The sequence below is a fragment of the Rhizobium sp. UGM030330-04 genome (assembly GCF_003208455.1).
Taxonomy (GTDB): Bacteria; Pseudomonadota; Alphaproteobacteria; order Rhizobiales; family Rhizobiaceae; genus Agrobacterium; species Agrobacterium rhizogenes_A.
This window is the reverse complement of record NZ_QKML01000010.1, coordinates 18,474-33,869: the sequence shown is the minus strand read 5'-3', so window position 1 is coordinate 33,869 and position 15,396 is coordinate 18,474. Positions and strand designations below refer to the sequence as shown.

The window sequence follows — 15,396 nt, the reverse complement described above, 5'->3', positions numbered from 1 at the left end:
AGGACAACAAAACCGGCGGGTCGTAAGCGTCCGCCGAACACTCATCTGACGCCTCGGATTAGTCTGTTGGATATCCGGAAATACGGAAGCAATTCGCCAGGCAGGCGACGGAATCCGACGCGCTTGCCCTATGGGCTCTGTCGTACCGGACGATGGTGTGATCAGCCGGATCGGCTTCCGCCTCTCCATATTCTCGGTGCAGCTTCTCATTCTCCGGTTCAGGAGTTCGAATCGCCCCTGATCTTTCCGATAGCGACACACCGCCATACCAGGCGATGTTCTCGTTTGGGGAGGAGGCAGCGCGTATTAGGAAATCATTTTTTAGGGGAGGGATGAGGGCGCATTATGCGCGCGAAAAGAACCGTTGGCACAACACCAACTGTAACCGGCTCTTTTGTGTAAACTGCTTGAGGGTGGGGGATGCCTCAAGTCTTTGAATTTAATGGTCGGAGCGGCGGGATTCGAACCCACGACCCCTTGACCCCCAGTCAAGTGCGCTACCGGGCTGCGCTACGCTCCGAACCTGAAAGCCGTTTATATATAAGCCTGTTAGGGTGCAAGCGGAAAATCGCCTTTTCTCAAAAAAACGAACAAAGTGTGTGGACGGCGGCAGGTGCGGGACTCCGGTTACCGTGTTGCGCCCACATGCTTCCGTCAAACGCATGACACATCCTCTTTCCATCATTGTCGGAACCTGCCGTGATCTTCAGCGTTCAATGGCAGCGGAACTGAAACTCAGGGAGATGAAACATGTCCGAACTCGTCGTTGTCGGTTTTGATGGAACGGAAGAAGCCGACCGGGTGCTTCTGAAGCTTGCGGGCCTGAAAAAGGAATATCTGGTCGATCTGGAAGACGCCGTGGTCGTCGTTCGCGATGAAAACGGCAAGGTGCATCTGAAGCAGAGCGTCAATCTGACGGCAATCGGCGCAAGCTCCGGCTTCCTGTCCGGCGGCCTGTGGGGCGGCCTTGTCGGCCTGCTGTTCCTCAACCCCCTGGCGGGATTTGCGATCGGCGGCGCGATCGGCGCCGGCACCGGTGCATTGGCCGGTTCGCTGACGGACTATGGAATCGATGACGATTTCATCAAATCGCTCGGCGAAACCATTCCGAATGGGTCCTCGGCGCTGTTCGTGCTGATCCGCAAGGTGCAGCCGGAAAAGGTTATGGCGGAACTGGAAGGGCTGCGCGGGCGCGTCATCAAGACATCGCTGTCACCGGAACAGGAAGCGGAGCTGCAAAAGGCGCTTTCGGGCGGAACCGGGCAAGCCGCCGCGCCCGTCGCCTGAGCGGGGCGCCCAAAATGCGCTGCGGCATGATCCATGTCGCAGCGTTTCCCTCAGACTGGCCGGACGTGGCGGCTCACACCGTCAGCGTGCCTGTCTTCGGTTGTGGCCAGGTCAGATAATAATAACGGCTGCCGACGCTGCCGAAAAATGCGTTGTCGCCGGAAATGCTGTCGACATAGGCGCCGCTGGCGGTCTTGGCATAGGCCGATCCGTCGCGCTTGAGGTGGTCCTTCAGAAAATCGCTCCAGCCGGTCGTGGTGATCTCCGTTGCCGGTTTCGAGGTGGTTTTCGAATCGGACTTCACGTCCCAGGCCAAGACCTGCGCCCCTTCCGACGGATCCGATACGGTCAGCGTGCCGGCGGCCAGCGCGTCCAGCATCGCTTTTGCCTGTGAGGCCTTGGCCGGGTCCTTGGAGAGGTCTTCCAGCATCGCTTTCAGATCCTTCATGAAGCCGGCCTGCGTTATGTCGCCGGAAGACGTCTGCTCTGTCGTCTCACTTGCCGTTTCCTCGCTGGAGCTTTGCGCATATTGCGCCAGAAGCTGCGTCAGCCTCGTATTGGTGGAGGAAGAGGACGTATCGACCCCATAGGTGCCGAGAAGAGAGGACCGCGATGAGGACGATGAGGTTGCAGCGGAATTGTCCTCCTGCTCCCTGATGGCCTTGAGGGCCAGTTTGGTGGCGGTGAGGCGTGTGGAGAGGTCGATGGAGGAGACCATTGCGTCAATATTTCCATGATCAGGCCCGATACGCATCATTCGTATCGAACCGGCACGGCGGGAGCGCGGTCCCGCCTTTCGTCCTCTCTCATAAGAAGACCGGGCGCGTCCCGACCGTTGTTCAGGCAGGAACGCACCCGGTCTTAATGGCCGTAGTTTGCGCGACGCTTGCGGCTTAATTTTCCTGAACGGAAACGCCGTTCGGGCCAATGTTCATCTCGATCCCCTTCGGCTTGCTTTCCTCATGCCAGACATAGGCGCCAAGGCCGGCGATGACCACGACGAGCGCGCCGATGATGAGGTAGAGATTATTGGTCTGCGTCATAGGATGTCTCCCCGTTGGACAATCGAAATCGGGAGCTAAACGCATGAAATCGCGAAAGGTTCCGTAAGGGTAAGCATTTTAGGCGCTGCTTGTGCGACGACGCAGGCTTTCGCGTTTTTCCAGCGCCATGCAGCCCCACAATATACCGAGCAGCAGGAAGAAATGCCGCCAGTGATCGGTGTCGATAACGGCGCCGATCATTACGTGGCCGACGAAGGTCACCCAGGAAATGATCAGGAAGGGTTGCCAGGGCCGGGGACGCAGCAGATGCCTGAAACCGGCGGCGATGGTCCAGCAGATCAGGAGAAGATAGATGACGAAGCCGAACCAGCCATGCGTGGTCAGGCTTTTCAGCCAGATATTATGTTCGGCGGCGGGAAAGATATCGTCAAAGACCAGCGGGCCGATGCCGAGCGGATGTTCCATCGCCAGCAGGAAACCGAGATAGTGACGGGCAAAACGCCCGAGATGTCCGCCATCATAGGATTGCACCGCCGAGGCGCGGCTGGAGAACAGATCGGCCACCTGCTTGAATTGCAGTGCGATGATGACCGCCGCCACCATGAGCGCCGCCGCGACGAGAAACAGCACGAGGATCTTCAGGCGAAATGCCGCTGTGCGCTCCTTCAGCAGCATGACGAAAACGAGCAGGACCGCGGCGAACAGAAACAGGCCCCAGGCTGCGCGCGAGAATGACAGGAACACGCCAAGCGACAGGATCAGCAGTCCGAGGATGCGCCAGGGCGCATGCATCGCCTTGCCGGAAAGCAGGCCATAGATCAGGTAAAGCGACGGTGTCACCAGAAAGGGACCGAAGACGTTCGGATCCTGAAATGCTCCCTTGGCGCGGTCGTAGAGGGTAAATACCTCGAAGCCCGGAAGGGCATGGAAATAGCCGATGATGCCGAGCAGGGAGGTGATCAGTGCCGCCGCCAGCCAGGCCCGGAAAATCAGCAGCAGCCGCTGGAACTTGTCTTCGATGATTGCCGCATAAAAAACCGAGGTGAGTGCCAGAAAGGTCGATACCGCGAGATAAAGCGGTCCCTCATCCAGATCGGCCATGGTGGTCAGCGACAGATAGCCGCCGATATTGAAGGCGAGCAGCAGGCACAGAAGCAGCACGACGGTGCGTGAAAGGCGCAGGCCAAGCAGGAACCAGAGCGCGACCTGTCCCACCATCATCAGCTCGTAGGGCGCCGGCTCGGAAATGACGAAGCCGGAGAGGAACACGCCGAAGGCGATGAAGAACGAGCCGATGAGCCGCATGGTGGCCAACGGCGCATCGAAACCCGGAGCGTGCTGGTAACCGGTGTGGGTCAATAGGCGTTTTCCGATTTGAGCAGCCGGATCGGCGTCAGGAACAGGATCTTGAGATCGAGAAACAGCGACCAGTTCTCGATGTAATAAAGATCGTATTCGGTGCGGAACTTGATCTTGTCGCCGTGGTCGATCTCGCCGCGCCAGCCATTGATCTGCGCCCAGCCGGTCACGCCGGGCTTGACCTTGTGGCGCGCGAAATAATGCTCCACCACCTCGGTATATTTCAGATCGCCGGTCTGGGCGTGGACAGCGTGCGGCCGTGGCCCGACGAGAGACAGATCACCGTAGAGAACGTTGAAAAGCTGCGGCAGCTCATCCATCGAGGATTTGCGCAGGAAACGCCCGACCGGCGTGACGCGCGGGTCGTTCTTGGTGACGGCCTTCTTGGCGGTTGGGTCGCTGAGTTCCGTATACATGGAGCGGAACTTCCAGACATTGATCGTTTCATTGTTGAAGCCGTGACGCTTCTGCTTGAAGAGGACGGGACCTTTCGACGTCGTTTTCACGGCAATGCCAGCACCCACCATCACCGGCCACAGAAGGGCTATGCCGATGAGGCTGAAGGTGATGTCGAATATGCGCTTCGCCACCGAATCCCAGTCGCGGATCGGCTTGTCGAACACGTCGAGCATCGGCACGGTGCCGACATGGGAATAGGCGCGGGGACGGAAACGCAGCTTGTTGGCATGGGCCGCGATGCGGATATCGACCGGCAGCACCCAGAGTTTGCGGAGAAGCTGGAGAATGCGTGCCTCGGCGCTGAGCGGCAGGGCGATGATCAGCATATCGAGTTTCGTCAGACGGGCGAATTCCACCAGTTCCGCAAAGGTGCCAAGCTTCGGATAACCGGCGACAACCTCGGGAGAGCGCTCGCTCTTCCGGTCGTCGAAAATCCCGCAGATACGGATATCATTGTCCGACTGCTGCTCCAGCGAGCGGATGAGGTCTCTGGCAGAATCGCCGCCGCCGACGATGACGGCGCGGCGTTCCATCACGCCGTTGCGGCTCCAGTGGCGAATGGCGAAGCCGAGCAGCAGCCGCCCGGTGAAAATGGCAACCGCGCTTATCGCGTACCATATGCCGAATGCCGGCCAGGAATGCAGGGCCTCAGGGAAAAAGAGGAGAAGGAAACAGGCGGCGCCAACGAAGGACAGGCAGACGGCGCCCTGAATGCGGGCGAACATCTTCAGAGGCGTCCGCAGCGTCGGCAGCTGGTAGCAATCGCCCGCCTGCAGCAGGAAAACGCAGAGGGCCGCACCCAGCACGCCGCTGCCGAAAACCGCAAGAAAGATTTCGAGCCCGCGATCGGCGGCAATGCCGTTGATGATGGCGGCAATGACCACGAGCATCGCAAATTCCAGCAGCCGCAGCTGCCCGATCACCATATTCGGCGAATGGTTGCCGGCACGCAGCTGGTTGGCGATCTGTCGTGCAAGCGGATTGAGGACGACGGTTTCGGATGCCGAAAGCTCACGGGCTTCGTGCTCGGAGATTTTCTTGCGCAACGACGCCAGATCGAATTGCGGTCTTTCCTTGTCAGCCTTGGTCATTGCTTTAGTCCGCACCCTCCAGCGCCTCGACCCGAAAATCAGATATGATTTTCGAAGGGAACGATGCGCAACTTCAAAGTGGTAAAGCCTCCCTTGTCCGCCGGAACGGGCGCACGTGCTCCACGAGCAGGAAGCTAGCCGAAACATGCTAAGAAACGTTTATGATGAATTTCTACAGGATTGTGGAATATACAATCAAAAATCGTGTTTTTGAAATGTCTTTAGAGCAACAGCAGGTCACGATAGAGCTTCATCATGTCATCAGCCATGACCGGCGTTGAAAACTTCGCCCTGAAGCTGTCGGGCCGTGGCATGACCCTTGTTGCCCAGTCGGCGTCCTCAATATCCCTGACCATGATTTTCGCGAGAGCATCTGCATCTCCGGCCGGAACGAGGGCCTCGCTGTCCTCGCCCAGAACCTCGGGAATACCCCCGACATGCGAAGCGATGACCGTCTTGCCCGCTGCGAGCGCTTCGAGCACGATATAGGGCATCGCTTCGGCGCGTGAGGGAACCACCACGGTCGTCGCCAGTTCAAAAGCCTGTCTGGCGGGCATGGCTGCATGCATGGAAATCCGCCGGGACAGCCCGGCCTGATCGATCATCGCCGCATATTTGTCCCTGTCGGGGCCGTCGCCGACGATGACGCCGGACATGGGCTGGCCAATGCTGCGCTCCATCCTGGCAAAGGCCCTGATGAAAACGTCGGGTCCCTTGAGGTCGCGTAACATGCCGATATAGAGGAAATGCGCGGCGCCCTCACGGGGCGGTACGGTCTCGAATTCGCTTTCCTGCACGCCGTTATAGATCATTGCCGTGCGCGTGCGCGGTTTGCCGACCTTGGTTTCATAAGCCGTCTGTTCGTATTTGCAGACGAAGCAGAGCGCGTCGGTGAAGCGCTCCTGAAACCGCTCGAGCCGCAGGAACAGCTGGCCCTTCACGCTATTGCGGTCATAGTGCAGGCTGCCGCCATGCGGCGAATAGAGGCGGGCTACGCGATACCTGTTCGCCCGCAGCAATGAGCCGATCAGCCGGGCAAGAGCGCCACCCTTGGCGCTGTGCCCGTGCAGGATGTCCGGCCGCAAACTTTTGATATGCTTGTAGGATTTCCACAGCGCCATAAGGTCGCCGGGGCTGATGGACCGTCGGATGGGCAGGCGGGTGAGGCCAAGCTCCAGCATCGGGGTGATCTGCGCGAAAAGCCGTTCCTCATGCGCGCCGCCGGTCGAGCTGTCGCAAACGATGCCGACCTTGTGGCCCTGTTTGACATGTTCTTCGATCAGGTCGCGGACATGGCGGAAGACGCCGCCGACGGGGGAGCGGAAACAGTGAATGATGCGCAGGGGAGGGCCGTCATCCGACACGTGTGCCACTCCGGCGTTCAGAAGAAGCGTTCACGCACATAGACCGTATCGCCCGCCAGAATGGGTGCGGTGATTCCGATCCGGCCGGTCATCACCTCGGCGTTGATCTTGCGGGTAATGTCGACATCGGCCTGGTTGGCGCGCGGCGTGAAGCCGCCGGCAATGGCGATGGCGTTTTGCACCGTCATGCCCGGCACATAGGAATACTGGCCGGGACGACCCACTTCACCCATGATGAAGACGGGGCGATAACGGTCGATCTCGATTGTCACATCGGGATCGCGCAGATAACCCTGGCGCAGCTTGGCGGCGATGGCGGCTTCGAGCTGCGGCAGCGTCTTGCCGCGGGCGGGAACCTGACCGACGAGCGGGAAGGCGACATAACCGGCCTGATCGACCGTATAGGTGTTGGTCAGTCCGGCCTGCTCGAAGACGTTGATACGCAGCCGGTCGCCGCTGTCGACGTGATAGGGCTGCAAGGCGGCCTCATTGAACGACCTTGGCGCGGGTTGATATGCCGCGCAACCGGAAAGGGCCGTCAGGACGGCAAGTGTCAGTGCGGTGACATGTCGTGATCCGGCGAGCGGCATCTGATCTTGCTCCGAGTCGATCTATGAGCTTTCTTATCGTTCTGTTAGGGTTAATGCACGGTAAACGGTCGATCCCGAGAGTCACAATATCTGCTTTATTTCGTCGGATTCGCAGCAATTAACTGTTGTGTTACCGGAAAGACTTAAACTTCGCCAAAATTGGCCATCTATATTTGAATTTGAGCGCCCGAGGTTTGTCTCGGTTACGGAGCCCGCATGAACGGCGATCGCATTGACGACAGGGATGTGGATATCGATCTTGCGGAGCTTGTCGCGGCCATATGGCGGCGCAGGGGCCGCATCGCAGCCGTCACGCTTCTGGCCGGAGGCGCCGCCTTCATCGCCGCCAGCATGATGTCGCCTGCCTACAAGGGCGAGGCGCGGGTCCTCATCGAATCCCGCGCGGCCTCCTTCGGCGCTTCCCAGCAGTCCAACGCGCCGGCCGAGCCCGTGCTCGACGAACTGACGGTTTCGAGCCAGGTGCAGATCCTGCAGTCGGTCGACCTCATCAAGCAGGTCGCCAAAGACATGAAGCTTTACGAGCTGGATGAGTTCGATCCGGAGGCGCATCCGTCGCTCGTCTCGCGGCTGCTGGTTGCGCTCGGGGCCAAGAAGGACCCGCTTCAGGTGTTGCCTGAAGAACGGGTGCTGAAGGCGTTCCGGGAAAAATTGCAGGTCTATCAGGTCGAAAGCTCGCGCGTCATCACGGTCGAATTCTCTTCCGAGGACCCGAAGCTCGCGGCCGCCATCCCCAATGAGATGATGAAGGCCTATATCGCGCTGCAAAGCGGCGCGAAACTGGACACCAGCACGGAAGCGGCCCGCTGGCTTGAGCCGGAAATCGCCAATCTGCGCGAAAAGGTGCGCGAGGCGGACAAGAAGGTCGCGGATTATCGTGCCTCGTCCGATCTTCTGTCCGCGGGGCAGGGCGAAACGCTTGCCACACGGCAACTCGGCGATATCTCCACCGAACTCGGCCGTATCCGTGGCGAGCGCGCCAATGCGGAAGCGCGGGCGGAAGGCGTGCGTAGCGCGCTGGCAAGCGGCCGTCCTCTGGATACTTTCCCGGATGTCGTCGGCTCTCCGACGATCCAGCGGCTGAAGGAAAACGAGACCACCATTCGCAGCCAGATTTCCGATCTGTCGTCCTCGCTGCTGGAAGGCCATCCGCGCATCCGGGCCTTGCGTAACCAGCTTGACGGCATACAGCGGCAAATCCAGGAAGAAACCCGCAAGGTGCTCGCAAGCCTTGAAAACGAGGCCAATGTTTCGCGTCTGCGGGAGCGCCAGCTGGTCCAGCAGTTGAATGTGCTGAAATCGGAAAGCGTGCGCGCCGGCGAGCAACAGGTCGGCCTGAACGATCTGGAACGGGAAGCCTCTGCGCAGAGGCAGCTTCTGGAAACCTATCTTGCCCGTTACCGCGAGGCGACATCGCGTGCCGGTTCGGCCGACTCCACGCCCGCCGATGCGCGCGTGATCTCGACGGCAGTGGAGCCGCGTGAACCCTATTTCCCCAAGACCGGTGCCATCACCATCGTCGTCACCCTGGCGGCGTTTCTGCTTTCCTGCATCGTTGTCATGCTGGTGGAACTCTTCACCGGCCGGGCCTTGAAACCGGTGGGCAGGGGTGAGGCTCCGCCGCTCTCCGATCCGCCGCCCCCGCCTGCGCGCGCGCCGGTCGCTGCGGATGAGACCACGAATGCGCCGGAACAGCCGGTTGCCGCGCGCCACGAGAATATATCGCCGCCCTCCGCCGGAGCGATCCCGGCCGCCGCATACCAGCCCGTTTCCGAAGAGGAACGGCAGATGCCGGTCGCGGCCACGGCCGCCATACCAGCCTTGCCCGGAGAAGACGTGGTTGCCGCGAAAGAAGTGGCTGCGAAAGAGGTCGTGACGGAAGAGGGTGCCGACACGTCCGACGATTTCTCGATCGACGCCGTTGCGGGCTTCCTTGCCACGCGTCTTGCCAAACCGGTCGCTGCGGTCATATCGCCGGCCGGCGACAGCGGTTCGACCACGACCGTCATGCTCGCACGTGCCCTGTCTGAGATGGGCCGTTCGGTCGTTCTCGTCGACATGACGGCCTCGGCCTGTCCCACGCGTCTGATGGTGCCCGAGGCCGGGCTGCCGGGTGTCATGGACCTTCTGGCGGGTGCTGCCGCCTTTGGCGAAACCATTCACGGTGACCGGCTTTCCGACGCCCATATCGTGCCGCGTGGCAACGCGCAGCCGCGCGAGGCGATGCGCGCCATAGACCGCCTGACAATGATCCTCGGCGCCCTGTCGGATGCCTATGATACGGTTCTGGTCGAGTGCGGCGCGGTGCAGATTTCGAGCCTTGAAAAAATGCTGCGCAACCTGCCGGCGGAAATCATCGTCTCCGTGCCCGGCAAGGATGGCGAAATGCTGGAAAAGACGCTCGATGAGCTGGTGGCGCATGGTTACGAACAGGCATTGCCGATGACCGGCATGCGCAAGCCGGGACATTTGAGCGCTGCCTGATCGGCGGCATCCCCGCTCAGTCCGTGACGTCTGTCCTTGGTCGCCCGGCTCGGAAACGCTGTATCAGCGCATAGAGTGCCGGATTGGACTTGATCAGGCTTTTTGTCCGGGCGATGGCGACATAGGCGGATGCCGCTGCGCGGCCCTTCAGCGTCACCGGCAGGAATATATCGTGCTGCGATGTGGAAAGCGGGCACCAGCTGCGTTTGTAAAGCTGGTCGCCGACACCGAAATCGAAGATCGCGGCTCTTTCGCGACAGGCCCGCTCGATCATCAGCCAGAACAGCAACTCACCGGGACTGAGTTCCGAAACCGCCTCATCGATCGATCCGAACTGGCAGATGATGTGATCCTGCTTGCGCGAAAGACCGGATATGGCCGCAATGACCCCCTCGTTTTCACCATGCAGGCGAATGGCGTGCAGTTCGAGAAGACTGTCCGTGCCCGTCTCGGGAAAATTGGCGAGATCGTAGAAGAAATCCCTCACCGATTGGTGCCGGAAAACATCCGGAATGCCCTGAGATGCGAAGCGGGCGGCCTTCTGCCGGAAAAAAGCCTGCAGCAATTCGCATTTTTCCTGCGGTGAACGGGCGATCACATGGCTGTAACCGCCCATTTCCTCGGCCCTTCGGCTCTGGATACGGAATTTCTTCCGCCTTCTTTTGGCGTTGACCTGCCGCAGGGTGGTTTCAAAACTCTCCAGCAGCGGCAGTTGAAAGGCCGGGTTCTGGTTTTCGACGGAAGCGAGATACGAGAGCGGGTTGGTCCTGCCGCGCCAGGCGAGCGGTATGTTCTGCAGGGCAAGGATATCCGCGCGGCCATGCAGCAGTTTTCGTGCTTCTCGCGCGATGGCGTCTGCGGTTTTCTGGCTGGCCTGTTCGGCAAAAGCCGGATCGAAGAGGCCGGTATTGATATTGTTGAAACGGCCACCCGGAAAACGCGCCTTGCGGATGCCGCCTTCCTTCACGATTTCGAGAGGCAGCAGGAAGACCGTCTTTCCACCCTGACTGCCGCGAATGACCAGCAGCGGGCTCCCTTGAGTCTGCGCCCAGATGGAGCACCAGCCGAAACCCTGATGCAGTGAATTGAGCGGGTCGCTTTCCATCTGCTCCCAGTCGGAACGGATGGCGGAAGTATCGTCGACGAGATCGATCGCCAAACGGTCAGCGCCCCGCCGTTCGTCCTGAACGGTGGCCGGTGCCTTGCTCTGGCTTGTTATGACCGGCCCCGCAGCCGCCATTCACTCTCTCCGGTTGTTTCAGGCGCACTATAGCGTTGAGCGGCAAACAATCGGTTTATAAAATTTCGACCTGCGGATGTCCCGTAGCAGGGACGCTCATCCCTGTTTTTTGGGGCCAGCCATCCATTTGATGATGAGCATGGCCGGCAGGATCCACAAAAGCCCGCTCAGCACGAAATAGGCGAGATGCACCCACCAGGGCGATTGCGCCAGCGTCGCCGAGGCGATGGCCGTCGCCGCCACCGCGTAGATGACGACGAGGCAGATGATGACGATGGTGCCGATAAGCGATCTGAGGCGAGGGGGCATGAAATCTTCCATCATTAAATGTCTGTGCGGACTATACCGCCGCGACCGCATGCCGCAAACCCTGAGGCCTTGTTTTGTGGTGCCGGTTGAGGCTAATCAACATGACTGTATGAGGGAGACGTGAAAGATGCGTTCGAGCGGCATGACGATGGCAAACGGTTCTGCGGACATGGTGGTGGAGGCTGCCCTGCAGAAACAGGAGAAGAACCGCCGCCTGCTGCGCATCTGGCTGCGTGTCGTTCTCTTCACGCTCTTCTGTCTTGTCCTCGTCGGCGGCGCCACGCGGCTTACCGAATCCGGCCTGTCGATCACGGAATGGAAGCCGATCCACGGTGCCATTCCGCCGCTTTCCGTCGCCGAATGGGAGGAGGAATTCCAGCTCTACAAGCGCATTCCCCAATATCAGGAAATCAACAAGGGCATGTCGCTCGACGAGTTCAAGACGATATTCTGGTGGGAATGGGCGCATCGCCTGCTTGCCCGCGCCATCGGTGTCATCTTCGCCCTGCCGCTCGCCTTCTTCTGGCTCACCGGCCGTGTCGAAAAGCGCCTGCGCCTGCCGCTGGTGGGCCTTCTGGGGCTCGGCGGCTTCCAGGGTTTCATCGGCTGGTGGATGGTATCCTCAGGCCTCGTCAACCGCACGGATGTCTCGCAATATCGCCTTGCCACGCATCTGACCATCGCCTGCCTCATCTTCGCGGGCTGCATGTGGATATTGCGCGGCCTGTCGCATCATTCCCCCGAGGCCGCCGACGAAAAGACGGGCAGGGGTTTTGCCGCACTGCTGACGGTGCTCTGTCTCTTCCAGATCTATCTCGGCGCATTGGTGGCGGGGCTGAATGCCGGTCTTTCCTATAATACCTGGCCGCTGATGGATGGCTCGCTGGTGCCGGGCGATCTCTTCCTGCAGCAGCCCTGGTGGATCAATCTTTTCGAAAACCCCAAGACGGTGCAATTCGTCCACCGCCTCGGTGCCTATACGCTGTTTGCCGCCACGCTGTGGCATATGGTGTCTATGGCCCGCGCCTTGCCCAATACACCCCATGCCCGCCGCGCGGTGCTGTTCTTCGTGCTCGTCTCCATTCAGGCGGCGCTCGGCATTACCACGCTGCTCATGCATGTGGATATTCATGTCGCGCTCGCCCATCAGGGCATGGCGCTGATCGTGCTTGGTTTCGCCGTCGCCCATTGGCGCGGATTCATCGGCGAATATCCGGCACCCGTTGCAGTCGAAGTCAGGGACTGAGGCGGCTTAGAACTGTGCAAGCACCGTTTTGATGGTTGCCGCGACAGCGAGTTCGTTGTCGCGTTCCTCCGCATTGCCGTCCTCTTCGTGCCATGCGGCAGAAAGGCAGCCATAGGCAAAGGCATATTGCAGCAATAGCCGTTCGTCCCGTTGCAGAGCCCTGGCAAAAATCGCCGCCATGGAGGCGATGCGCGCCTCGTTGCGGGTGAGGTCGAAACGGTCGAGCGGATTGGAGAACATGTTGGCGACATCGAGCGCCGCATCACCGATCAGGCCGGCCGGATCGATGATGATCCAGCCGCGTTCACCGCGCATGACGTTCTCGTGGTGCAGATCGCCGTGCAGGGGTTTCACATTCCGCTGCTGGCCGATCAGTTCCTGCGCCAGCGTGGCCGCTTCGATATAGGGGCTATCCACGCCGTCAGTACGGTCCTGTTCGGCCTTGTGGAACAGGCTCTCGAAATAGAGCGGCAGCGTCAGCAGGCTTGAAGGCGGCTGCTGCTGCGATGGTTGATGATATTTGAGAAGGACATCTGCGGCGATTTCCGTCGTGGCGTCGTCATTGCCGTCGCGGAACAGCACGTCGCGCAGGGTCTCCGTGCCGGCATGTTCCATCAGCAGAATATCGTCGGAACGCTCGAGCAGCTCCACGCAGCCGATGCCGGCACGCCATTCGATGAAATCGGCGCCGCGCAGGCTGTCTTTCAGCACCTTCTTTTTAAGGACCTTGGCGACGGCCAGAGAACCATCGCCAAGCGTTACCTCGTAGACCACTCCGGCCGGCGTATCGGCAATCTGCCTTGCGGCCTCGATATTCCACGAGGCCGGAAAGGACGGGATGGACCGGCTCATGCGGAAAGCCTCATGCCGACAGCATCAGCTCCATGTTCTGCACAGCCGCGCCGGATGCGCCCTTGCCGAGATTGTCGAGCAGTGCGACGAGATTGATATGCTCGCCGCCCGGCGTACCGAAGACGAAGAGCTTCATCGTGTCCTTGCCGGCCAGTTCCTCGGCATCGATACGGTTGAGGCCCTTGCTTTCGGCAAGCGCAACGACGCTGACGATGTCCTGCCCCGCATAATGGGCAGTCAATGCCGCATGGACCGTCTCGATGCTCGTGCCTTCCTTGAGGTCGGCGGCAAACAGTGGCACCTGCACGATCATGCCCTGCGGGAAACGTCCGACGGAAGGCGCAAACAGCGGCGCGCGGTCGAGCTGGCCGTGAATGGTCATTTCCGGCACGTGCTTGTGCGTGAGCGTCAGGCCGTAGAGGAAATTATTGGCGCTGATCGCGTCGTCGCGGCTCTGGTCTTCCATCTGCGCGATCATCTGCTTGCCGCCGCCGGTATAACCGGAGACCGCATTGACGCTGACCGGATACCCGTCGGGCAGGATGCCGGCGGCTCGCAGCGGGCGGATGAGGCCGATCGCGCCCGTCGGATAGCAGCCCGGATTGGCGACGAAACGGGCGGAACGGACCTTCTCACCCTGTTCCCGGTCCATTTCGGCAAAACCGTAAGCCCAGTCCTTGTGGACGCGATAGGCGGTCGAGGTGTCGATGATGCGGACATTGTTGTTGCCGGCCACCATGGAGACGGCTTCCCGGGAAGCATCGTCAGGCAGGCAGAGGATGGAAATGTCGGCACTGTTGAGCATATCCTCGCGCATCGCCGCATTACGACGCTCGGCTTCGGGAATGGACAGCAGGTCAATATCGCGGCGACCGGCAAGGCGCGTGCGGATCTGCAGACCCGTGGTGCCGTGTTCGCCATCGATGAAGATCTTCGCTGTCATGTCCTTGTCCTGACTTTTCAAAGGGTTGCGAGTGTACTCGGAATCAGTTTGGCAAGCGCCGTTTTTTCTCTCAGCCGGCCTTGGCCAGCCGTTCGGCGCGCAGGCCAAGCATATACATTGCAACGGTCGCTCCGGCAATGGCGGTAATATCCGCATGATCGTAAGCGGGTGCCACCTCCACCACATCGGAGCCGCGAATATCAAGCTGGCCGAGCCCGCGCAGAACAGACAATATCTTGGCGCTGGTCGGTCCGCCGGCGACAGGCGTGCCGGTTCCCGGTGTAAAGGCCGGGTCAAGACAGTCGATATCGAAAGTCAGGTAGGCCGGCATGCCGCCCGTATGCTTGACGATCAGTGAGGCGATGTCGCCCGCCCGCATTTCCTCAACCTCGTAACCGTGGAGAATGCGGATGCCGAAATCGTCGGGCGCATGGGTGCGGATGCCGATCTGGATCGAGCGGTCCGCATCGATCAGCCCGTCGCGCACGGCACGGGCCACGAAGGAGCCATGGTCTATGCGCTTGCCATCGTCGAACCATGTGTCCTGATGCGCATCGAACTGCACCAGCGCCAGCGGCCCGTGCCTGGCCACATGCGCCTTCAGGAGTGGCCAGGTAATGAAATGATCGCCGCCGAGCGTCAGCAGATAATCCGTTTTCGAGATGATCCTGCGCGCTTCCTTTTCGATCGTGTCAGGTGTTTTCCAGTGGTTGCCGTAGTCCAGCAGACAGTCGCCATAATCAACGGTCGGCATATGGGCGAAGAGATCGCGCGCGAAAGGATATTGCGGATCGTTATCGAAAATCGCCGAGGCGCGGCGGATGGCCTGCGGCCCGAAGCGTGCACCCGGCCGGTTGGAGGTGGCTGCATCGAAGGGAATGCCCCAGATGGCCGTCGATACGCCCTTGAGGTTCTTGGTATATTTGCGCCGCATGAAGGAAAGGACACCCGCATGGGTCGGATCGGTGGCGGCCGATGTCAGGGTCGTTGCGGTGAAGGCATGGTCGATGGTTTTGGACGGCATTGATCACCCCATTGCGATTTGCGCCGAGGTTGCTGTCTTCCTGTTGAAAAAACAAGGGAGGAAACCATGAAAAAAAAGGCGGAACCGAAGTCCCGCCTTTCGAAGTTCTGAACGAACCGTTCGTAG

Annotated in this window: 14 protein-coding genes and 1 tRNA gene; 3 read left to right on the top strand and 12 right to left on the bottom strand. The window is 60.2% G+C overall.

Going from position 1 to position 15,396, the window contains the following annotated elements:
* Positions 1–443 precede the first annotated feature (443 nt).
* A tRNA-Pro gene (locus N434_RS15995) sits at positions 444–520 on the bottom strand.
* A gap of 230 nt (positions 521–750) precedes the next feature.
* Between N434_RS15995 and N434_RS15990 the strand changes: the two genes are divergently transcribed.
* Positions 751–1,287 carry a DUF1269 domain-containing protein gene (locus tag N434_RS15990; RefSeq protein ID WP_110759218.1) on the top strand — a complete coding sequence of 179 codons (537 nt, stop codon included), beginning with the start codon at positions 751–753 and terminating at the stop codon, positions 1,285–1,287.
* A 73-nt stretch (positions 1,288–1,360) separates the two neighbouring features.
* On the opposite strand, the gene N434_RS15985 is transcribed toward N434_RS15990, so the two are convergent.
* From N434_RS15985 to uppC, 6 genes are all read right to left on the bottom strand, one after another.
* Positions 1,361–2,005: a hypothetical protein gene (locus N434_RS15985; RefSeq protein ID WP_174029298.1), complete on the bottom strand. Its 645-nt coding sequence runs from the start codon at positions 2,003–2,005 to the stop codon at positions 1,361–1,363.
* Positions 2,006–2,180: 175 nt separating this feature from the next.
* The gene (locus N434_RS15980) at positions 2,181–2,330 is read right to left on the bottom strand and encodes a hypothetical protein (RefSeq protein ID WP_162854461.1); all 150 of its coding nucleotides are present in this window, start codon (positions 2,328–2,330) and stop codon (positions 2,181–2,183) included.
* A gap of 78 nt (positions 2,331–2,408) precedes the next feature.
* Complete coding sequence (uppF, locus tag N434_RS15975; RefSeq protein ID WP_110759215.1) at positions 2,409–3,650, bottom strand: polysaccharide biosynthesis O-antigen ligase family protein UppF; 1,242 nt, start codon at positions 3,648–3,650, stop codon at positions 2,409–2,411.
* Complete coding sequence (gene uppE / locus N434_RS15970) at positions 3,647–5,200, bottom strand: polysaccharide biosynthesis glycosyltransferase UppE (protein WP_065115417.1); 1,554 nt, start codon at positions 5,198–5,200, stop codon at positions 3,647–3,649. Before uppE ends, uppF begins: the two co-directional genes overlap by 4 nt.
* 221 nt (positions 5,201–5,421) lie before the next feature.
* The gene (uppD, locus tag N434_RS15965; RefSeq protein ID WP_065116187.1) at positions 5,422–6,564 is read right to left on the bottom strand and encodes a polysaccharide biosynthesis type 4 glycosyltransferase UppD; all 1,143 of its coding nucleotides are present in this window, start codon (positions 6,562–6,564) and stop codon (positions 5,422–5,424) included.
* A 17-nt stretch (positions 6,565–6,581) separates the two neighbouring features.
* Entirely contained in the window at positions 6,582–7,154 is a 573-nt protein-coding gene (gene uppC / locus N434_RS15960) for a polysaccharide export protein UppC (RefSeq protein ID WP_003502309.1), read from the bottom strand.
* 216 nt (positions 7,155–7,370) lie between these two features.
* On the opposite strand from uppC, the gene uppB reads away from it, so the two are divergent.
* On the top strand, positions 7,371–9,656 hold the full coding sequence (gene uppB / locus N434_RS15955) for a polysaccharide biosynthesis protein UppB (RefSeq protein ID WP_110759213.1): 2,286 nt from the start codon (positions 7,371–7,373) through the stop codon (positions 9,654–9,656).
* A gap of 16 nt (positions 9,657–9,672) precedes the next feature.
* On the opposite strand, the gene uppA is transcribed toward uppB, so the two are convergent.
* Both uppA and N434_RS15945 read right to left on the bottom strand, forming a co-directional pair.
* Positions 9,673–10,896, bottom strand: a complete 1,224-nt coding sequence (gene uppA, locus N434_RS15950; protein ID WP_065115419.1) for a polysaccharide biosynthesis GNAT family N-acetyltransferase UppA — start codon at positions 10,894–10,896, stop codon at positions 9,673–9,675.
* 96 nt (positions 10,897–10,992) lie between these two features.
* A complete protein-coding gene (locus N434_RS15945) occupies positions 10,993–11,205 on the bottom strand; it encodes a DUF2842 domain-containing protein (RefSeq protein WP_046800379.1) in 213 nt (70 codons plus the stop codon).
* Between the two features lie 142 nt (positions 11,206–11,347).
* On the opposite strand from N434_RS15945, the gene N434_RS15940 reads away from it, so the two are divergent.
* On the top strand, positions 11,348–12,451 hold the full coding sequence (locus N434_RS15940) for a COX15/CtaA family protein (RefSeq protein ID WP_162883107.1): 1,104 nt from the start codon (positions 11,348–11,350) through the stop codon (positions 12,449–12,451).
* 6 nt (positions 12,452–12,457) lie between these two features.
* On the opposite strand, the gene N434_RS15935 is transcribed toward N434_RS15940, so the two are convergent.
* From N434_RS15935 to speB, 3 genes are all read right to left on the bottom strand, one after another.
* Entirely contained in the window at positions 12,458–13,303 is an 846-nt protein-coding gene (locus N434_RS15935) for an aminoglycoside phosphotransferase family protein (protein WP_110759212.1), read from the bottom strand.
* 10 nt (positions 13,304–13,313) lie between these two features.
* Complete coding sequence (gene argC, locus N434_RS15930) at positions 13,314–14,246, bottom strand: N-acetyl-gamma-glutamyl-phosphate reductase (protein WP_110759210.1); 933 nt, start codon at positions 14,244–14,246, stop codon at positions 13,314–13,316.
* A gap of 70 nt (positions 14,247–14,316) precedes the next feature.
* On the bottom strand, positions 14,317–15,270 hold the full coding sequence (speB, locus tag N434_RS15925; protein ID WP_110759209.1) for an agmatinase: 954 nt from the start codon (positions 15,268–15,270) through the stop codon (positions 14,317–14,319).
* Between the last annotated feature and the right edge of the window lie 126 nt (positions 15,271–15,396).